The organism is uncultured Murdochiella sp. (assembly GCF_902488755.1).
Lineage (GTDB): Bacteria > Bacillota > Clostridia > Tissierellales > Peptoniphilaceae > Murdochiella.
Map to the genome: position 1 here is coordinate 34,547 of NZ_CABTXF010000006.1, position 19,057 is coordinate 53,603.

General features: G+C 48.6%; 19 protein-coding genes. 17 read left to right on the forward strand and 2 right to left on the reverse strand.

All coding sequences use genetic code 11. The features are described 5' to 3' along the window. The first annotated feature begins 49 nt into the window (after nucleotides 1-49). The 15 genes from RDL68_RS01415 to RDL68_RS01485 all read left to right on the forward strand — a co-directional run bounded on the left by RDL68_RS01415 (nucleotide 50) and on the right by RDL68_RS01485 (nucleotide 14,616). Nucleotides 50-1,006: a DUF2232 domain-containing protein gene (locus RDL68_RS01415; RefSeq protein WP_308539883.1), complete on the forward strand. Its 957-nt coding sequence runs from the start codon at nucleotides 50-52 to the stop codon at nucleotides 1,004-1,006. Continuing rightward, nucleotides 999-3,017 carry a DHH family phosphoesterase gene (locus RDL68_RS01420; RefSeq protein WP_308539884.1) on the forward strand — a complete coding sequence of 673 codons (2,019 nt, stop codon included), beginning with the start codon at nucleotides 999-1,001 and terminating at the stop codon, nucleotides 3,015-3,017. The genes RDL68_RS01415 and RDL68_RS01420 overlap by 8 nt, the downstream gene beginning before the upstream one ends. After that, entirely contained in the window at nucleotides 2,998-3,444 is a 447-nt protein-coding gene (gene rplI, locus RDL68_RS01425) for a 50S ribosomal protein L9 (protein WP_308539885.1), read from the forward strand. Before RDL68_RS01420 ends, rplI begins: the two co-directional genes overlap by 20 nt. 4 nt (nucleotides 3,445-3,448) lie before the next feature. Continuing rightward, nucleotides 3,449-4,810: a replicative DNA helicase gene (gene dnaB / locus RDL68_RS01430; protein WP_308539886.1), complete on the forward strand. Its 1,362-nt coding sequence runs from the start codon at nucleotides 3,449-3,451 to the stop codon at nucleotides 4,808-4,810. Between the two features lie 46 nt (nucleotides 4,811-4,856). Beyond that, nucleotides 4,857-5,738, forward strand: coding sequence for a DnaD domain protein (locus tag RDL68_RS01435; RefSeq protein WP_308539887.1), 882 nt, complete (start codon nucleotides 4,857-4,859; stop codon nucleotides 5,736-5,738). Next, nucleotides 5,735-6,694 (forward strand): ATP-binding protein, encoded by a 960-nt coding sequence (locus RDL68_RS01440; protein ID WP_308539888.1) that lies wholly within the window; start codon nucleotides 5,735-5,737, stop codon nucleotides 6,692-6,694. Before RDL68_RS01435 ends, RDL68_RS01440 begins: the two co-directional genes overlap by 4 nt. Nucleotides 6,695-6,708: 14 nt before the next feature. Continuing rightward, entirely contained in the window at nucleotides 6,709-7,380 is a 672-nt protein-coding gene (locus RDL68_RS01445) for an NAD(P)H-hydrate epimerase (RefSeq protein ID WP_308539889.1), read from the forward strand. 114 nt (nucleotides 7,381-7,494) lie between these two features. Beyond that, nucleotides 7,495-8,775, forward strand: coding sequence for a serine--tRNA ligase (gene serS / locus RDL68_RS01450; RefSeq protein ID WP_308539890.1), 1,281 nt, complete (start codon nucleotides 7,495-7,497; stop codon nucleotides 8,773-8,775). Then, a complete protein-coding gene (locus RDL68_RS01455) occupies nucleotides 8,775-9,857 on the forward strand; it encodes an undecaprenyldiphospho-muramoylpentapeptide beta-N-acetylglucosaminyltransferase (protein ID WP_308539891.1) in 1,083 nt (360 codons plus the stop codon). Before serS ends, RDL68_RS01455 begins: the two co-directional genes overlap by 1 nt. Nucleotides 9,858-9,875: 18 nt before the next feature. Next, nucleotides 9,876-10,511 (forward strand): chromate transporter, encoded by a 636-nt coding sequence (locus tag RDL68_RS01460; RefSeq protein WP_308539892.1) that lies wholly within the window; start codon nucleotides 9,876-9,878, stop codon nucleotides 10,509-10,511. Next, entirely contained in the window at nucleotides 10,508-11,122 is a 615-nt protein-coding gene (locus RDL68_RS01465) for a chromate transporter (RefSeq protein WP_308539893.1), read from the forward strand. Before RDL68_RS01460 ends, RDL68_RS01465 begins: the two co-directional genes overlap by 4 nt. A 196-nt stretch (nucleotides 11,123-11,318) precedes the next feature. Next, nucleotides 11,319-11,702: a hypothetical protein gene (locus tag RDL68_RS01470; protein ID WP_308539894.1), complete on the forward strand. Its 384-nt coding sequence runs from the start codon at nucleotides 11,319-11,321 to the stop codon at nucleotides 11,700-11,702. A 59-nt stretch (nucleotides 11,703-11,761) separates the two neighbouring features. Further along, nucleotides 11,762-12,787, forward strand: coding sequence for a hypothetical protein (locus tag RDL68_RS01475; RefSeq protein WP_308539895.1), 1,026 nt, complete (start codon nucleotides 11,762-11,764; stop codon nucleotides 12,785-12,787). Continuing rightward, entirely contained in the window at nucleotides 12,777-13,952 is a 1,176-nt protein-coding gene (locus RDL68_RS01480; RefSeq protein WP_308539896.1) for a hypothetical protein, read from the forward strand. The genes RDL68_RS01475 and RDL68_RS01480 overlap by 11 nt, the downstream gene beginning before the upstream one ends. Then, nucleotides 13,945-14,616 carry an ABC transporter ATP-binding protein gene (locus RDL68_RS01485; protein WP_308539897.1) on the forward strand — a complete coding sequence of 224 codons (672 nt, stop codon included), beginning with the start codon at nucleotides 13,945-13,947 and terminating at the stop codon, nucleotides 14,614-14,616. The genes RDL68_RS01480 and RDL68_RS01485 overlap by 8 nt, the downstream gene beginning before the upstream one ends. 52 nt (nucleotides 14,617-14,668) lie before the next feature. Here RDL68_RS01485 and murF read toward each other — a convergent pair whose 3' ends face one another. Together murF and RDL68_RS01495 are read right to left on the reverse strand one after the other, a co-directional pair. Beyond that, complete coding sequence (gene murF / locus RDL68_RS01490) at nucleotides 14,669-16,048, reverse strand: UDP-N-acetylmuramoyl-tripeptide--D-alanyl-D-alanine ligase (RefSeq protein ID WP_308539898.1); 1,380 nt, start codon at nucleotides 16,046-16,048, stop codon at nucleotides 14,669-14,671. Further along, nucleotides 16,045-17,136 (reverse strand): D-alanine--D-alanine ligase family protein, encoded by a 1,092-nt coding sequence (locus RDL68_RS01495; RefSeq protein ID WP_308539899.1) that lies wholly within the window; start codon nucleotides 17,134-17,136, stop codon nucleotides 16,045-16,047. Before RDL68_RS01495 ends, murF begins: the two co-directional genes overlap by 4 nt. 146 nt (nucleotides 17,137-17,282) lie before the next feature. On the opposite strand from RDL68_RS01495, the gene RDL68_RS01500 reads away from it, so the two are divergent. Next, entirely contained in the window at nucleotides 17,283-18,818 is a 1,536-nt protein-coding gene (locus RDL68_RS01500; RefSeq protein WP_308539900.1) for a hypothetical protein, read from the forward strand. Then, on the forward strand, nucleotides 18,808-19,057 hold a 250-nt coding region (locus RDL68_RS01505; protein ID WP_308539901.1), incomplete at its 3' end, for a BREX system ATP-binding domain-containing protein. The genes RDL68_RS01500 and RDL68_RS01505, both read left to right, overlap by 11 nt.

A 19,057-nucleotide genomic window follows, 5' to 3' on the forward strand; every position in this document is an offset into this window, starting at 1 on the left:
TCTCTCGTTCTCTTCCTACTATGTTAAAATAGTACAGGAAGGAGAGGACATGAAATTCGATACGAACAAAATGACCGCGCCGGTTAATGCACTGCTTGCGGCGGCGCTAAGTGTCTTTATTTATTATATTTCCGCACGTTCGGTGGGCGTGGTACGCCTTTTGCTCTATTTTCCGCTGACTACGCTTTACATTGTTGAGGGCATCTATTGGGCAGGTGCGGCGACTATGCTCTGTGTCGCAGCCATAGCAATGCTGTTCGGTGCCGAAACAGGCATTTCGTTGGGGCTGCATTTTCTTGTTATGTCCTTCGCCATCGGCATACACATCAAACGAAAAAAAGCCCTGTTTCACGAGATCGTCTTTCCAGCACTTCTCTTTGCCGCATTGAGTGTGGCATTGCTTTTTGTGACGCAATGGCTGACCGGACAGGATGTCTTGGCGTTGCTGCGTGAGGAGATGCAAAATATTACCCAGCAGGTGATGGAACTTGCTGAACAGCAGAATGCTGGCGGTGTATTGCCGCCGGGAGCAGAAGTCCTTTTACGTCGCTCTCTTGAAGCGATGCTGAATTTGTTGCCGGCATTTCTTTTTGTCGAGGGACTATTGACCGCGATAGTCACGTCCTTTTTCTCCCATTTGTTGCTGTCCCATACCGAAGAGGATGTCGCACGGTTTTGCCTTGCGGACTTTCATATTATGCGAAAAATAAGCGGCATTTTGTTGGTGTTAGCGGCGGTCGGGATGATGCTTTCGCTGTGGGTCGAGCCATTTGCTTATTTGGGGACGAATATAGGAACCGGCGTATTGGTTCTTTATGCTCTTCATGGGGTAGCGCGTATCGATGAGCAGCTTTCTCGGCTGCACGTGCCAAAGGTGCTGCGTGTTATTCTCTATTTCTTCGCCGTGTTCTTTGTCTTTCTAACTGTCCTTTTTGTCCTTGTCGGCTTCTTGCTGAGTTTTCTCTATGAGCGTAATCCGATTCCCGAAGGAGGCAATCATGAATAGAGATTTCTTTTCTGACAGCGGACAAAAACGGGTTTGGACAGAGGTATTCGTTGTCGCCATTGTAGGGCTTTTGATGACCATCGGACTCTTTTTTTGGAACCCCTATGCCGGTGTGGCAGGCTTCGTCGGAACGGTTTTTTTAGGCACACACAGTTATCTGCGTGAACGGGAGTCGCAGCGCAGTGTTACGGAAGCGATTGAAACGCTGGATCTGCATTTTGATGAAATAACGAAAAATGCCGTATTCGGAATGCCCTTCCCCATGACGGTTTTGGACGAGCATGGTCTTTTCCTATGGTATAACTCATATTTCAAAAAGCTGTTTCATATTCAGGATTCTTTGCTTGGTCAGCGTTATGACAAACTCTTTGCGGATGTTCCGGCAAAGATGCTTACCGGAAAAAATGCCGAGCCGTTCCGTGTGAACGTTGGCGATCGCATCTATTTGTTCTACAACAACGTAACCGGCTCTGCAAAAGGGGAATCGTTGATTCTACTTTATGGTATCGATAACAGCGATGACGAAGAAGTGCGTCGGCGTTATCAGGAAGAACAGCCGGTTCTGGCGGTGGTTGTTTTGGACAATTACGATGAGTTGCGCGCTACGATGCCCGAAGCGGACAGACCCTTGGCGTTTGCTAAAATTGACGGATTGATCAGTCGGTTTGCTGCCGATTATGATGCGCCTATTATTAAATATGAATCCGACCGGTATTTACTGGTGCTGACACAGTACGGTCTTGAACGGATAAAAAAAGAAAAATTCCGCCTTTTAGAGCAATTAAAAACCGAGACGGAAGGGTTAACCACCATTCGTCCGACGGTTTCCATCGGCGTTGGGTATGGCGAGGATACACCGGCGCAAAAGATGCTGGAAGCACGCTCTGCGTTGGACATTGCCCTTGCGCGCGGCGGTGATCAGGCGGTGCTGAAGTCGGGCGAACAACTGGATTATTTTGGCGGAAAAAATCAGGCGACACAGCGCATGACGAAGGTTAAGGCGCGCGTCATGTCCAACACGATGCGCTCCTTTGTCGAAGAAGCCTCCAATGTGCTTATCATGGGGCATCAAAATGCGGATATGGATTCGCTTGGGTCGTGCCTTGGCATGTTTACTTTTGCGGAACAGGCGGGCGGGGATGCCTGGATTGTACTGGATGAAGTAACCGCGTCGATTGAGAATCTCTATCAAAAAGTGAGCAACGAAGCGCCGGAGCTTGCCAAGCGCATCATTCGCCCACAGCGTGCGGTGGAATTGCGCAATGCGCAATCTCTTGTTGTGGTATTGGATAATCATCGTCACGACGCTACGGCAGAGCCGAAGCTGTTAGATGAAGGAAATCGCGTTATCCTCATTGACCATCATCGTCGAGGAGCTGGGTATATTCAGGGGGCGGAGATTTCCTATATCGAGCCGTATGCTTCATCGACTTCAGAGATGGTGACGGAGCTAATTAGCTACCAAGACAGCGATATGGCGCTGCCCAAGGTTGTGGCGGAGGCGCTTTTGGCGGGCATTACCGTAGACACGAAGAATTTCTTCTATCAGACGGGAACCAGAACCTTTGAAGCGGCGGCGTATTTGAAGCGAAAGGGCGCAGACAGCGTCGTCATTAAAGAGCTGTTTAAGGATGATTTTGACTTAATGCGCTACCGTTCCGAAATCTTGGTAGGGGCAACGCATTTCGCACCGGATATTATGATTGGTCGTTTTCCACATGATATGGAAGGTTCCACGCTCATAGCCTCACAGGCAGCGGATGACCTTTTAGGGATTCGAGGTGTCAAGGCATCGTTTGTACTGACCCTGGCAAAGCAGCGCGTACACATTTCTGCGCGCAGTCTGGGGGACATCTCCGTTCAGCTGATTATGGAAAAATTGGGTGGCGGCGGACATTTAACCTCCGCGGCGACACAGCTTAACGGGTCATTGGATGAAGCGCAGAAGAAATTGGAAGAGGCGATTTTCGCCTATTTGAAGGAGGAAAAGGATGAGAGTAATCCTGCTTAAAGACGTGAAAGGCTTGGGGAAAGCCGGCGAATTGGTGAACAGCAAGCCGGGCTATTTTCATAACTTTTTAGCGGCGAATGAACTTGCCGTAGAAGCGACACCGGCGGCGGTGAAGCAGTGGAAGGCGCAACAGAAGCGTTTGGAAGAAGAGGAAGCGGCAAGAAAAGCCGAAGCGGAAGCACTGAAAGAAAAGATTGACGCGCTGACCGTGTCGGTCTGTGCCAAGGGCGGTGGAAACGGTAAATTATTTGGTTCCATCACGGGACAGGACATTGCTGATGCGTTGCAGAAACAGGCAGGACTTTCTATCGATAAAAAGAAGATTATTCTTAAAGAATCCATTCGCGAGGTGGGAGTTCGCGAGGTCGATGTGCGTGTTTACGCAGATATGACCGCCCGTCTCAAGGTGAATGTAGAAGAGGAATAGGAACATGACGGGCCAACAATTGCCGGGCAATGCGAATGCCGAACGATCGGTACTCGGTTGCATTCTGTTCGATGACAAAATGATTAACACCGTTATTGAACAGGTCAAAACGGAAGATTTTTATTTTCCCAAGCATCAGATTCTATATGAGGCGATGCTTGCGCTGAACCGTGCCCATGAGCCCATTGATTTACAAACGCTTGTCGCAGAGCTGGAACGCGAGAAAAAAGCGCAGGAAATTGGCGGAATGGATTTTATTGCGCAGATTACAAGCGAGCCATTTTATTCTGCGAATCTTCAGTCGTATATTGACTTGGTCAAAAATCATGCTTTACAGCGCGCCCTCATCCATTTTGGTAATGATGTCGCCGCCCATGCCGGTGACGGAGCCGATCCGTCCAAAGTGGTGCTGGAAGCCGCGGAAGAACAACTTCTGCAGCTTTCACAGGATCGCACGCGTATCGGGCTTACGCCCGTTGCGGTGACGATGGAGGAGACGCTGGCACGCATTTCTGAGCTGTCCATGAATCAAGGAGCCATCACGGGTATCCCGACCGGCTTTCGCTGGCTGGATCATCAATTGACCGGTCTGCATCCGTCCGATTTGGTTTTGCTCGCGGCACGTCCTTCCATGGGAAAGACGGCGCTTGGTTTGAACATTGCTTATAATGTAGCGCGAACCGAGGACAAGCAGGGAGGACATCCATTCAAGGTTGCTGTTTTTTCTCTTGAAATGAGTAAGATGCAGCTGACGCAGCGTCTGTTTGCTATGGCGTCTGGTCTTGACTTAAAAAAGATTATCACGGGTGATTTACAGAACGACAGCGACTGGGGGCTGCTTTTTAAGGGAACCGATGTGCTCAAAGATTTGCCTCTCTATATCGATGATACGTCGTCCATCTCGGTACAGGAATTGCGCGCCAAGTGCCGTCGCTTAAAGATGGAGCAGGGGCTGGATCTCATCATGGTCGATTATTTGCAGCTGATGAATGCCGACAATAGCCGGCGAAACGAAAATCGCCAACAGGAGATCACGCAGATTTCACGGGGGCTCAAAGCCTTGGCGAAAGAAATGGATTGCCCTGTGCTGGCACTTTCCCAACTTTCCCGAAAGGCGGAAAGTCGCGAAGGCGGTCGTCCATTAATGAGTGATTTACGTGAATCCGGCGCGATTGAACAGGATGCGGATGTGGTCATGCTCTTGCACCGTGAAGATTATTACGATAAAGATACGGAGCATCCCAACATCACCAAGGTGATTATCGCGAAACACCGCAACGGTCCAACCGGAGAAGTCGAATTGTTCTTCGAGGATTACCTCACGCGATTCAAAGATGTGAATCGGGAAGAGGATCCCACCGCATAGAATAGAAATAGAAAAGTAGTATTTCCGCAAACAGGAAGGAAGCAGGATGGACACGTCATTTGAACTGTCGCGTGTGGATTTTCGCACGACGCCGGTGGAAAATATATTTTTGGATACGTATCTTGCCCATGCGCCGGAAGAAGCGCTTCGAGTCTATCTTGCCGGTTGGAAAGCCTGCTATAGTCGTGCCGACGAACATGTGGAAGAAAGCGATTTGGCAGAATCGTTGGGCATGAGTGCCGAAACCGTGCAGGAGGCGGTTGCGTATTGGGTGAATGAAGGGCTGGTGATTATCGATGAGGCGCATCCCGATCGGCTTCTGTTTCGTTCCATGCTGTTGCTGTGGGCAGGCGTTGGGGAACCAACGGCGGGAAAAACGCAAGAGAGTCCGGCACAAGTTGACCAACCGGCAAACACTGCACAGCCATCGCAAGCGGAAATGTTTGACGCGCTGGAAGATTTTTTGTCGGAGGGGCTTCGTTATCGCGTAACCTTAAAAGAAAACGAATTGCGTCTTATTCTACAGGTGATGGAACAATATGCATTTTCACCCGATTATTTTTTGTATGCGTACAAAAGCGCTTGCCAACGCCATGAAGTCGGCTCCCGTTCGGTAAACTACGTGGTTGCCGTGATTGAAAATTGGGCGCGTTTCGAGAAGATTACCACGCGCGAAGCACTTGATGCCTATTTTACCAAAGCCGATCAAGAAAAGAATGTGCGTCCAAAGAGACGAAAACGGAAGCAGGCGGAATTTGCTCAAAAGGACACGCGCATGAGTCGAGAAGAACGTAAAGCGTGGGTGAGCCGTAAATTGGAAGAATCACGAAAACGAAGTCTTCGCGGAGATAGGGATGAAGCAGATGAAAAAACGACCTCACCTGTAAAAGAAGATTCGTTTGTACCGCAAACAGGAGGTGAGGCATGATCAACGTCAGCGACATTTTAGCCCAACGCCGTCAAGACGCGGAGAAAAAACGCGACCGCCGCGTAAAAGCGCTTTATGCCGCACATCCGGAAATGGCTCGCCTGCGTCAGGAACGCCTTCAGAAAGGGCGTGCCTTGCTGGGCAGAATTTTGTCCATGAGTGAGGAAGAACGTAAAATAGCGGAAACCGAGCTTCGCCATTGTCGGGAAGAAGAACTTGCCGGCTGGAAGGCGCTCGGTATCTCCGCAGATGCCTTTTTGCCGGATTATGTTTGTTCCGATTGCCACGATGAAGGCTTTGTTGACGGGGTTTCCTGCCATTGTCGAAATCGTCTGTTAGCCGAAGCGCGGTATGACATGAGTGCCGTCGGCAAGCGTATTGCTACAGAGAATTTCAAGACGTTTAATTTACTTCTATTCCGCCAGGATCGCCAAGCGGATGAACCGTGCAGCCCCTATGAGAATATGGCGGATTTGCGTCGTCGCATGAAGGAGGAATACATTCCGACTTTTTCACGGCGTTCGCCGAATCTCTATTTTTATGGGCCGACCGGCACGGGAAAGACCTTTCTTCTGAACTGTATCGTCAAAGAGCTGCTGGATAGAGGCGTACAGGTGTACTATCGCACAGCTCCGCAGCTGCTGGAATTTTTGACGACCTATTCCTTTTCCTATGCGACGGAACGTACAGATCAGGATCGTGCAAAACACGACTTTGCTTTTTCCTGTGATTTACTGGTGATGGATGATTTGGGCACCGAGTTTTTAACCGATAAAATGCGCGCAGAACTGTTTGAACTGTTGAATGCTCGTATTGTGGCAGCGCTGCCCACCATCATTTCCTCCAATGTTCGGTTAGAGGAATTAGGAGATTTGTACGATGAACGTATTGCGTCGCGCATAGCCGGAGAATATGTCCCGTTTGCGTTTTTCGGCAGTGATCTGCGCAAACAATGAGAAAGGAGGCGCCTATGCAAAGCGTGCGTGTGGAAGAAATGCGAGAGATGGAACAGATTGCGATCAAACAATTGGAAATTCCGGAAGTGCTTCTTGTGGAAAATGCCGCGCTGAGTATTTTGCGCTGTCTGGACTTGAATATGCGCCATTCTTTTGCCGTTTTTTGCGGTCCGGGAAACAACGGAGCGGATGGTTTAGCCCTGGCGCGACATCTGCTTGGGCGTGAAAAGAAGGTTATGGTCTATCTGGTTGGAGAAAGCGAACATCCTTCACAAGCCTGGATGACCAATTACCGCATTTTACAGCACATGACGCAAAATCTTCGTCGTGTGGAAACGTTGGGGGAGATTGAAGACATGCTTCAGGAGCTTAACGCCTACAACACAGTAATTGATGCCCTGTATGGCACGGGGCTTCATGGTGCGGTAAAGGGGGTCGCTCCCATAGTGATGGACAATATCAATCAGTCTCGCATCTATACCATTTCCGTGGATATGCCTTCGGGACTGGATGCAGACACAGGAAGACCATACGGGGCATTCATTGAAGCGAACGAAGTGATCACCATCGAAATGATGAAGACCGGACTGGAGAATAATCCCTATGTAGATTGTCCCATTCAGGTCGTTTCAGCAGGATTGCCGCAGCTGGTTAAAAATCGCGTCCTGAAAAAGCGCGAACGGTAGAAGAGGCGTAATCTGCAAGCGTAAGGCGGGAGAAGAAAACCGCTGCAGGTTCCGTGCTATAATAGGGCAGAAGGATTGCAACAAGAGTGTTGCATAAGGAATGAGGAGGAACTCATGTTAGACATCAAGCGTATCCGAGAAGAGCGAGAAAAGGTCGAAAAAGGTCTGGCTGGACGCGCAGGCTCATTTTCGGTGGAGAAGGCGTTGCAGTTGGATGACGAACGCCGATCGATATTGAGTGAAGTCGAGGCAAAAAAGGCGGAACGCAATCAGGTGTCAAAAGAGATTCCTTTACGAAAAAAAGCGGGAGAGGATGTTTCCGCGACCATTGAACGGATGCGCGTTCTTGGGGACGACATTAAAGCGGATGACGAGAAGTTGCGCGTGATTGAGGAAGATTTGCGTATGGAATTGCTTTCCATTCCGAACGTACCGCACGAATCGGTTCCTTTTGGAAAAGACGATACCGATAACAAGGAAATGCGCCATTTCTCCGAGCCAACGACGTTTGCCTTTGACCCTAAACCGCACTGGGATTTGGGAACCGACCTTTCTCTTTTAGATTTTGATCGTGGTGCCAAATTATCCGGTGCGCGTTTTACCATCATGAGAGGACAAGGTGCGCGCTTAGAGCGTTCCATTTATAATTTCATGTTGGATTTGCACACCATTGACCAAGAGTATTTGGAGATTGAACCGCCGTATCTCGTTAACCGTGCTTCCATGACCGGAACCGGACAATTGCCGAAGTTTGAAGAGGATATGTATCATTGTAACGATGACGATCTCTTCCTTATTCCGACGGCGGAAGTACCGGTAACGAATATCTATCGTGACGAAATTTTAGACGAGAAAGATTTGCCGCAGTACATGACGGCATTCACGCCTTGCTTCCGCCGAGAAGCCGGTTCGGCAGGTCGAGACACGCGCGGAATTATTCGTCAGCATCAGTTTGACAAGGTGGAGCTTGTGAAATTCGTGCATCCCGACAACAGCTATGAGGAATTGGAAAAACTGACCAACGATGCGGAAGAAGTCCTGAAGCGTCTGGAGCTACCGTATCGTGTTGTTACGCTTTCCTCCGGCGATCTCGGTTTCTCGTCCGCAAAGACCTATGATATTGAAGTCTGGATGCCGAGCTATCAGCGTTACGTTGAAATTTCTTCCTGCTCTAACTTTGAAGACTATCAGGCACGACGTGCCAACATTCGATTCCGTGATGCGAAGGGCAATGTGCGTTTTGTGCATACGTTAAATGGATCCGGTCTCGCGGTCGGTCGTACATGGGCGGCAGTAGCGGAGAATTATCAGAATGCGGACGGTTCCATCACTATTCCGGATGCATTACGTCCGTATTTCGGCAGTGACCGCATTGAAAAGAAATCGCACGAATGATGGCTAAGCGAATCGTGTTGACCGGCGGAGGATCTGCCGGTCATGTCGTTGTTAATTTAGCGCTTCTACCGCGTCTTAAAGAAGAGGGCTGGGAAGTGCATTATATTGGCTCCGAGAAGGGCATCGAGAGAAGTCTTCTTGCCGACTACCCGGAAGTTACCTATCACGCTATTCCGACAGGGAAATTGCGACGGTATCTTTCCGTCGAGAGCGTAATGACCAATGTGCGGGATATGGGGCGCGTACTTTCCGGCATTCGTGAAGCGTGTCGTTTGTTGAAGCAGATTGCGCCGCATATCGTGTTTTCCAAAGGCGGTTTTGTTTCCGTTCCGGTTGTGCTTGCTGCAAAGATGCGCCATATTCCGGTGATTAGTCATGAGTCGGACTTGAGCCCGGGGCTGGCAAACAAGATTACTGCACCGTTTGTAAAACGCATTCTATTGACCTTTGAAGCAACCGCATCGAAAGTACCAGAGAATAAGGCGTTTTATCTGGGACCGGTTATCCGCCCGCAACTGAAAGGTGGTTCGGCAAGAGAGGGACGTATTCGTTTCGGAATGCAATCCAATAAGCCGATTTTGTTGATTTTGGGCGGTTCTTTGGGAGCAGAGGCACTGAATCGTTTGGTTTGGGAAAGCCTCGATCCGCTTTTGGAGCGGTTTGAGATATTGCATGGCGTCGGCGCGAACAAAGGAGATTCTTCTGTAGAACGTGTGGGATACCATCAGGTAGACTACATTAAAGCAGGCATGAACGATGCTTTGGCGATGGCAGACGTCGTGGTTTCGCGTGCCGGTTCAAATGCGATTTTTGAATATCTTTACTATCATAAGCCTATGCTGCTGATTCCCTATGTAAAAGGAAGCCGTGGCGACCAGGTTGAAAATGCGCGGGAGTTTGCGCGCGCCGGTTATGCCGAAGTATTGGATGAACGCAAGGCTACCCCCGAAACTTTTTTAGCGGCCGTCAATGGGGTGATGAATCATCGCGAAGAACTACAGCGCAGGCAACGAAGCTTTGTTTTTTCGGATAGCGTTGAAACAATTCTTTCGCTCTTAGATGCACATCGCCTGTTATCGTAAAGCATCAAAGGAGAAGGCATGACCAAACAGAAGCCATTCCCGCTCAAGCAAGGGAAACAAAACAAGCAAACAGAACACAACACAAGCACGCCCACCGAAACGCTCTCTCTGTGGGCGTTGTTTTCGACCTTTTTCAAAATCAACCTTTTTACCTTTGGCGGCGGTTATACGATTGTGCCGGTCATTCGCGATGAATTTGTACAAAAAAGAGGGCTCATCGAAGAAGAAGAGATGTTGGATCTCACCGCCTTGGCGCAGTCCGGACCGGGACCGATGGCGGTAAATACCTCGATTCTTACCGGCTATCGCTTATGCGGTCCCCTTGGTGCAGCGGTCGCGTTATTGGCAGCAACACTACCGTGTCTTCTGGTCATTACGTTGCTATTTTATGTGTATCAATCGCTGCGCACCAATCCTTGGGTAAATGCCGCTTTTTCCGTCATGGGAGGTGCTATTTCCGCAATTCTCTTGCTCACCACTTGGAATATGGGAAAAGTCGCATTAAGGAAACATCCCGCTTTTGGAAGCGGAATCCTGTTGGGTGCTTTTATTTCCGGCTTTTTTCTTCATCTGAATGCCGCATTAATTATCGCCGTTTCGGGGACATTCAGTCTGTTGCTGTTTTCTTTTGTGGAAGAATCGAGGATCCGATGACCCTGTGGACACTGTATCTCGTTTTTTTACAAATTGGTGCTTTTGCTTTTGGCGGCGGCTATGCGGTTTTACCGCTCATTTCCCAGTATGTCGTACATGACCGAGGTTGGCTTACTACCGCCGGCTTGACCGATCTCGTTTCGCTTTCTCAGATGACGCCCGGTCCCATCGCTATTAACGCAGCAACCTTTATTGGTACAAAGGTTGCCGGTCTTCCGGGAGCCATTGTGGCGACACTCGGCAATGTCACCCCACAATTTGTACTCATGATGGTACTGGGTTACTTTTTATTTACTCGTCACCAAGAGATGCCCTGGCTTGGGCGCATTCTTAAAGGTCTCAAGCCTGCCATTGTTTCGTTAGTAGGCATTGCCACAATAGACATGATGCGTGTCTCGCTTTTTATCGGCGAGGGCGGGCAAATCTCTGCCCTGCGAATCGGCGGTGTCATTGGGTTTGCGATAGGCTTTTTGCTATATCGCAAGAAACGTCTTGGCGTTATCGGCATTGTTCTGGTTTCTGCGATGACGGGGGTCATGTTATACTCAATGGCTGTAGTATGGCTATTATTGCTTGACATAGTTACCGCGATTCTTGAATTTTTGGCATAGTTTAGTGTTATTACCGTTAGGTCGTCAGGTTATCAAGAGGCGAGTATTGTCCGATGGAATCAGAATTTGTTTCTTATACCAATGATTGATTAATATCCACATTATGGGGTAATCACGGAATGAGGAGAGAGAATCCCTTTAGAGTGTTGTCAACAGGATGGATAAATGAACGGTGTAGACAAGAAAGGAGAAAAATATGAAAAAGGTAATGAAAACGTTTACTTTTTTGGCGTTGATCATTACAGGTGTGCTGCTTATCGATCAAGGTGCTTCAATGGCTTTCTCACAATCTACGCGAGTACAGAAAGATCGAAAAGGCTGGCTAAGTCGTGGTAATATGTATGTTGAGTATGATTTCGGCACTTGGAGACCAAACGATGACGCTTTTCTAAAGGCAGAGATCTATGGCGATGGGTACGACTATTCACAGTGCTGGGCGACAGCTAACGATGGACAAACCACCGGATATGATGAAGGGAAATATGCTATTGTTGAGTTTTCTGGTGTCGATTATTTTGATGCCGGTTCCTACTCACAGACGAAGAATAATAATGGAACGCTATATTTAGAAGTAGAATAACGCATCTTATGCATTAACTGGAGGCGGAGGGGAAGAAAAGCTTCCCTCCCGAATTAACAATGAAAACGTTTTTGAGATATTTATCTATTTTTAGCCATCCTCCATTTATTCCGCTTTTCGTACTGCTGAGTTTTTTCGTACCGGCGTTTGTTTTACTGGTGACGAGTAATCAGGAAATCTCGATTTATGTTCAAGGTGTCTTATCGGAAGATAAAGTGTATCAGCAGGAGATGACGTTTACGCTTTCCGCTTTACGTCAGGGCGATATGCAGAAAATACAGAGTGATCCCCATGTAGCGTATTTTCGAATGATGAAGGAAGACAGGGACAAAGAAATCATGATTTCTTCGCCACCAGCGAACCTTCGCGCAAAAGAAAAACAATTGCTGGAAAAAGAACCAATGGGGGCGTTAGCCCCATTTGGCTATAAGAAGAATACCGGAAAAGCGGAATTTGTTTTTGATGGACATACCATAGCAGTAGTGGGCGAAACCGGCAGGGACTTTTACCAGGAACATGGAAAAAACTACATGCTTATTTTGCCGGAAACGTTCGTGCAGCTTGCTATTAGCGATGTGCAAGTCCGTGTTTCCTGGAAAGGCATTCCTACAGCGAAAGCGATGGAAGAAGCAGCAGAAACTTGGAAAAGGAAGGGACTTCCAATTACTGATTTGCAAATTCCGGATTTTGAAAAAATCCTTCAGGAAAACAAAAATGTGTTGCTGTTTTATCAATTACTTGTTTTTCTGTTTTTGATATTAAATGTGCTTTTTGTTTTTCACTACATTTTGCAGACCAGAAAACGAACGCTGAGTATTTTTCGCATTTTAGGGCTTTCTCGCACCCGATCGGCATTGCTTATCACCGGTGAGCTCGTGTTTTACCACGTGATGGGATTCGCTCTGGCGACGGTCGCCGCATACACTCTTGTGGTAAAAAGAAGTATATATTTTTCATGGCACGACATCGCTCTGTTTTTCGTGCTGGCAACGTTGGTCGTCCTCGTTCTGTCTTTTGGCTTGGCGTCACTTGTTTTGGCGAGGATGCCTCTCTCGACGGTGAAGGAGAATATTCATGCTGCGTGATTTGCGATTGACGCTTCGTTTATTTCGACAGAATGTACTGTTTGTTCTTCTCTTTCTGATCGAGATACTATTAGCGTTTATGCTTATTTTTGCCTCGTACAATCGGTATACCGAAAAAAAAGACCCCTTGGATTTTGTTACTTCTCATCCGGAGTTAGGCCGTAGCATCATCGCCTTTGTACGAAGTTCCTCGATGGACAAGGATGAGGCAATGTCCGACGCTCCATTTCGTTCTCTGATGGATACAGAGGGCTATATCGGGCAAGCGGATATTTTTTACAGTGGATGGGATGAACAGGGAAAAGCGGCTCAATTGCTCCTTTATGATCCATTCACCGCAAAGATTTGTTTTCCTGCGTTGAAAGCGGGACGTTATCCGAAGTCAACCATTGAGAATGATACGATCGAAGTCTTGTTCTTGGATGACGGGCGCGGAGGAAGCGCTTCCCCAACCATCGGCAGTGAAATTATGCCGAAAAAGGGAGCGTATAAAAAACTACGTGTGGTAGGGACGGCTTCGCTGGCAGAGGCGGTTTTGCTGAATAAAGGGACGTCTTTTTATTCCGGCGAAGGATTGGATTTAACCATCATGTTCACCTATCGGCATAACGTTGATCTTCACTTTTTAGGTGTTCAAGATAATTTGAAGGGAAATTCAAATGCTTTTCACCTTTTCTATTTTTCGCCGGAAACACCGGAAGAGGTGATTGCGAAACGAGTCGAAGAGTTAAACGATCAGTTTCCTGCCTACTCCGTCAAGACGCTCGCTACACAGTCGGAGAAGATCCTGTCCGAGCGGTTAAAGAATGATATGCCGATGAATATGACGCTTGGTCTTTTACTGTTATCCGGTATCTTCAGTATGACCGTGCTAAACCTTTTTAAGAGTGTGCGGCAATTTCAAGTATTTCGCCTGGTAGGAGCATCCAGACGGGATTGCGAACGTATCTATTTTTTGAGTTTTGTGCTGCTGTTTGCCGCAGCATTACTACTCTTTTTCATCGTGATGAAAGGACTCTATTTTCTGGATCATTCCGGAAGACAATATGTATACCATATTCGCCCGGCATTAAAGTGGGGACTTATCGGCGGAAGTGTTCTATTATCAGGACTTTGTAGCTTGCCGATGGTTTGGGTGTTGAGAAAGGATCGCGAACATGATTGAGCTATTTGAGGTCAGTAAAATCTATAATCCGGGCAAGCGAAACCAAAAAACGGTTCTGGATCGCATCAATTTGACCATCCGGGAAGGCGAAATGACCGCTATTATGGGAAAATCGGGTGCCGGAAAAACGACGCTGATTAATCTAATTGGTGCTGTGGATCAGGCTACCGAAGGTAAAATTCTGTTTAAGGGTGCGGATCTTACGAAGTTCAAAGAAAAGGAAATGGCGGCGTTTCGCGCTAATCACGTAGGCATCGTTTTGCAGAATTTTGCGTTATTGCTCAATGAGACTGTGGCGGTGAATGTGTCGCTTCCCCTCTATTTCAGTAATAAGCGAAAAAAAGATACACTAAGCGTAAAAAGAGCGTTGGATTTATGCCGTATTTCCGGCTTTGAAAAGCGTAAAGTAGCGGAACTTTCCGGCGGCGAAATGCAGCGCGTGGCAATTGCGCGTGCTTTAATTACGCAGCCGGAACTCATTATCGCGGATGAACCGACCGGCGCACTTGATTCAGCAACATCCAGCGAAATTATTGCTTTATTGCAAGAACTCAATCGACAGGGGAAGACGATAGTCATGGTCACGCACGATCAAGACGTTGCCTCCTCCTGCGGAAGATTGTTGCATATTCAGGATGGACGCATTCAGGAGAGTGGTCACTAAGAAAAAAGAGGTCGTTGGCAAACGGCGCTTACCGTTTGTCAACGACCTCTTTTTATACCGTTACACCGGAAAGACTTTCCACGACCTCTTCGAGGCGCATGGCGCGTGAGCCCTTGATCAACACAAGAGAATTGCGCGAAATGAGATATTTAGCTTTGTCCACCAGATCGGGTTTGGAGGAAAAATGGAAAAGACGTGAAGCGTCGAAGTGTTCGGCGGCACCTTCCATCATGGCTTTGGAGAGCGGCCCATAAAAGAGAACCGCATCAAAGACGTTCGGGTCAATCTTTCTGCCGATTTCCCGATGCAGAGCTTCTTCCTGTTCTCCCAGTTCCAGCATATCGCCTAAAATGGCGATTTTCTTTTTATATCCGTGCAACAGCGCCGCTGTGTGCAGGGCTTCTTCCAACGAAGGCGGATTGGATTTATAGACATCTACGAGAATATCAAAACCGGAGAAATGCTCTAAGTCGGTGCGCCACTTGGTTTGATCCGTGACGTGGAGTCCCTCCTGAATAGTGCTATCGTCCAGTCCGAGAAGATGACCGATAATCACGGCGACGGCGGCATTATACATCTGATACGCACCCAAAAGATCGACGGTAAATGAGGTGCCGTCGAGGGAGAAGGTGGTGCTTACCGGCGTGGTACGCTCTAAAGAAAGCACGATATCGGCTTTTGGGTCGGTTCCAAAAGAAATCATGCGTGGAACAATGGTGCGTTCGGCAACCGCTTTACGCAGGACTTCATTGTCATAGTTATAGAGGAAAATATCGTCCGCATGCATGCCTTCTAAAATCTCTAATTTGGCTTGGGCTATATTTTCACGGGAGCCAAGCTGTTCCAGATGAACATCTCCGACATTGGTGATAACGGCAATATGCGGGCGCACAATTTTGGTTAAGTGGGAAATTTCTCCCAATCCGCTCATTCCCATTTCCACGACGGCAACTTCGGTATCCTCATCAATCTGCAGCAAGGTTCGGGGGACACCGATCTCATTGTTGAGATTGCCGGTCGTTTTCAGCGTGCGAAAGGCTTTCTGTAAGACGGAATGGACAATGTCTTTCGTTGTGGTTTTGCCATTGGAACCGGTGATGCCGATGACAGTGAGATCGAGTGAAGCGCGGTAGTTGGCTGCCATCTGCGTAAACGCTTCCGTCGTATTTTCTACGGAAAGATAGGCGCGATTCTCCTCGTCGGAGGGAATATGTTCGCTGTCGTGAAAACAGGCGATGGCGCCTTTTGCGAATGCGGTGTCAATAAAGCGGTGTCCGTCTAAACGCCCACCGATAATCGGTACGTAAAGGTCTCCTGCATCAAGCGTTCGTGTATCAATGGAAACAGCACGAACCGGCGCATCCGGATTGGCGGCGGAGGAGAGGCGCGCATTGGCGTAGTCTGCGATTTGTTTTAGCGTTTGTCGTTTCATGCTTGTCTCCACGAAGTTTCTACGGTTTCTTGCGCTGCTTCGGATTCCAGCGCATAGCCAATCAATTCATCCAGATACTCGGCGAAGGTCATCTCGGTCAGTGCCGTCCACAGCTTAGGCGCTAAGGAGGAAGGCGTCATGCCGGGGAAAGTGTTGATTTCATTGAGATATAGCTTACCGTCGTCCCCCAAAAAGAGATCCACACGGGCAAAGCCTTCACAGCCAAGCGCTTCATAGGCTTTCAGGGCTAACGCCTGTACCGCTTTTGTGGTTTCTGTGGAAAGAGGATGCGGCACGTTCTCTTTGGTGGACGTATCGTTGTATTTCGCCTCGTAGTCTAAGACGTCATGCGTGGACGTATAGCTTCCGGGAAGAGACGCTTTCGGGTGCGTATTGCCGAGGACAGATACCTCCAACTCATGTCCGTGGATTTCCTCTTCAATGACAATGCGCCGGTCAAAGCGGAAGGCTTCTTCGATTGCTTTAGCAAGCGTTTCTTCGGTGGCGCGATTCACGCCGACAGAAGACCCGTTGTTCGCCGGTTTTACAAAGCAGGGGAAACCGAAGGAATGCGAAATGCGTTTTGCGAGCGTATCGCTTTTCTTTCCCTCCGCTTCCCACTGGGTTCGTGTATACGTGAGGTAATCCGCTTCGGGAATACCGCAGGCGCGGAATACGTCATTGGCAAATCCCTTGTCCATGCAAAGCGCACTGGTTGTCAGCCGATTGCCAACATAGGGTACACCCAGCGTTTGCAAAAAGCCTTGAATTTCGCCGTCTTCGCCTGTCTGCCCGTGCAGGACGGGAAAAACGATGAGCGTTTCGCTTTCCGCAGAAAGCCGCTCGACAAGATGGCAAAAGGTGCTGATCGTCGAAAGACGTGGCTGACGGGTTGTGCGTATCAACTCGCGCTCCTCTTCGATAGGACCAACCTCTCCCAAAGGCAGGAAACGGCCTTGCTTATCGATATAGCATACTTCGACACGGTATTTTTTACGATCTAAGGCATTGATTACGGATTTTGCGCTGCGCAGCGCAATTTCATGTTCCGTCGATCTTCCGCCACAGAGAATCAATATAGTTTTCAACAGTCACTCCTTTTGGTTCCGGTCGTCTTATTATAGTCCACTTATTGGACACTGCAAAAAGAACCGTGCGGAATCGTTCCGCAAGGCATTTTATTATGCGGTAAAATGGAAAGAATGGATGTTCATCTTAGAAGGGAGGAGGCGACATGAGAGAGGACTTTTCTACCTGGATTCTTGCACAACTGCAGGATCCGAAGTTGAAAGCAAAGGCAAAAGCGCGTATGGCAAATGCGCCAAAGATGATGACCTCTCCGTTAAAAATGCCGTCGAAGCGCCCACCAGCAGAAGAGCAACCATCGCCGCCACGATTTATTCACGTGGCAAAACCGCATAAAGACGGTTTTTGGAAAGAGCAGCTTCTTCGCGAAGTCCCCTATCAGGCGGCGTTTTCCGGTTCCGAACAGCTGAAACGACAGGTGGATATTCTTTTTGAGCGCGCAGCGGAACAGGCGTATGCGCTTCGTCTGGAACGCCTTGACCGTCATCATCGAAGCGATGCTCTGCCACCGGAAAAACTCCCTTCCTACTTGCTGAGCAAACTTCGTGTGCTTACGGAGCATATTGTCTGTGCACATTACCGTGGTCGCGAAGAGAAGGGGTATAGCGATGATGCCTATCTGTCTTTTGCGCTTGGTGCGGAAGGCAAAGCAACTTTGGAATCCTTTTTGCGTCGAGAGGCGGAAACCTTACCGCCTGCCGACGAGGAAACGCTGCGTTATTTTGGGTTTGATCAAAAGGGAAGACCCATTCTCTGGTGGGATCCAAAAGGGATTATTCAAGACCATTACGAGGTGCAAACCAAAACAATTCGTCGTTTGCAGGAACGACAGGCATCGTTAAGCGCGCTTTGGACGATTCCACCGCTGGTCAGGCGCGTCGTTTTTCTTTATGATGCCGCCATGGATGTGCTGGAAGAAGCCGCACGAAAACAAAATGTGCGTTGGAACAACCGCATGATGCGAGAATACTTGTATGACACTGCGTGCGGAAGAGAGACAATCAATCCATACGCGTATACGATACTTCGTAATCTTCTTCGGCTGGCGGAAGCGCGCGTGCGCATTGAAATCGCAGGCATTTCGCCCATTCAAACGGCGCGCGACCGACGGGAAGTCGCCCGTCGATTGCCCAAAGGCGTGGAAGAGGAAGTAGTGAAGGCGATAGAAACAACGCCTCTTCCGCCCATTACCGAAGAAGATTTCTTCTTGCTTCCTGTAGAAGAGAAACGAGCTAATCGCATGCGCCAGAAATGGCTGTTTCTTCTTCCAAAGGAAGAAAAACGGCTAACGGTTCTCGATACCATGAACGAAAAGGAAGTCTGCGCCATTCTTGGGCGACGAGATAACGGCGAAGAGCTAAGCCCTGCATTTATGCGGTTACAGCGCTTCTTTGCTTTGCGTCGAAAGCCGAATGCCGCGAGGACATCTTCTGCCATGCAGGAGATCGTGGATTCCTCGCATGAAGAAGACCTTCGACAGGTTCTTCACAGCCTTTCGCCGGAAAATCCCCATTGGGTGAGCGAGTTATCAAAACAGCTTACCGCCTGGCAAAGCCCAAAAGTACGCACGCTTCGCCTGAACCGACGGCGTATTCGTGAGGCAAAAATAGAGTTAACCCGGACGGTCGCCATGGTGGATCATCTGTTGACCACCGGAAAAAAGGAGGAAGTCGATGACGAATGAACAAACACTTTTCTTATCGTGTGATGACGCACAACAGATTCTGCAGGCTCTCGAAGGGGGTGTAGTACCTTCTGTTGGCATTCAGCATCTTCTGGTTGGCAGGCGTCAGGAAGTCGAAGAAGTCGTTTCTATTCTTTCCCGTCTTGGCGAAGGTGCCTCCGAGTTTCGTTTATGGGTGGGGGATTTTGGTTCCGGAAAGAGCTTCATGCTGCATACGATTGAACAGCTGGCATGCTCGA

Excerpts from the sequence above, each read along its gene's own strand:
- dnaB (WP_308539886.1), top strand. The coding sequence starts at position 3,449 with ATGACGGGCCAACAATTGCCGGGCAATGCGAATGCCGAACGATCGGTA.
- murF (WP_308539898.1), bottom strand. The coding sequence starts at position 16,048 with ATGAAACGACAAACGCTAAAACAAATCGCAGACTACGCCAATGCGCGC.
- RDL68_RS01455 (WP_308539891.1), top strand. The coding sequence starts at position 8,775 with ATGGCTAAGCGAATCGTGTTGACCGGCGGAGGATCTGCCGGTCATGTC.
- RDL68_RS01475 (WP_308539895.1), top strand. The coding sequence starts at position 11,762 with ATGAAAACGTTTTTGAGATATTTATCTATTTTTAGCCATCCTCCATTT.
- RDL68_RS01485 (WP_308539897.1), top strand. The coding sequence starts at position 13,945 with ATGATTGAGCTATTTGAGGTCAGTAAAATCTATAATCCGGGCAAGCGA.
- RDL68_RS01435 (WP_308539887.1), top strand. The coding sequence starts at position 4,857 with ATGGACACGTCATTTGAACTGTCGCGTGTGGATTTTCGCACGACGCCG.
- RDL68_RS01440 (WP_308539888.1), top strand. The coding sequence starts at position 5,735 with ATGATCAACGTCAGCGACATTTTAGCCCAACGCCGTCAAGACGCGGAG.
- serS (WP_308539890.1), top strand. The coding sequence starts at position 7,495 with ATGTTAGACATCAAGCGTATCCGAGAAGAGCGAGAAAAGGTCGAAAAA.
- rplI (WP_308539885.1), top strand. The coding sequence starts at position 2,998 with ATGAGAGTAATCCTGCTTAAAGACGTGAAAGGCTTGGGGAAAGCCGGC.
- RDL68_RS01445 (WP_308539889.1), top strand. The coding sequence starts at position 6,709 with ATGCAAAGCGTGCGTGTGGAAGAAATGCGAGAGATGGAACAGATTGCG.
- RDL68_RS01460 (WP_308539892.1), top strand. The coding sequence starts at position 9,876 with ATGACCAAACAGAAGCCATTCCCGCTCAAGCAAGGGAAACAAAACAAG.
- RDL68_RS01465 (WP_308539893.1), top strand. The coding sequence starts at position 10,508 with ATGACCCTGTGGACACTGTATCTCGTTTTTTTACAAATTGGTGCTTTT.
- RDL68_RS01500 (WP_308539900.1), top strand. The coding sequence starts at position 17,283 with ATGAGAGAGGACTTTTCTACCTGGATTCTTGCACAACTGCAGGATCCG.
- RDL68_RS01415 (WP_308539883.1), top strand. The coding sequence starts at position 50 with ATGAAATTCGATACGAACAAAATGACCGCGCCGGTTAATGCACTGCTT.
- RDL68_RS01420 (WP_308539884.1), top strand. The coding sequence starts at position 999 with ATGAATAGAGATTTCTTTTCTGACAGCGGACAAAAACGGGTTTGGACA.
- RDL68_RS01470 (WP_308539894.1), top strand. The coding sequence starts at position 11,319 with ATGAAAAAGGTAATGAAAACGTTTACTTTTTTGGCGTTGATCATTACA.
- RDL68_RS01480 (WP_308539896.1), top strand. The coding sequence starts at position 12,777 with ATGCTGCGTGATTTGCGATTGACGCTTCGTTTATTTCGACAGAATGTA.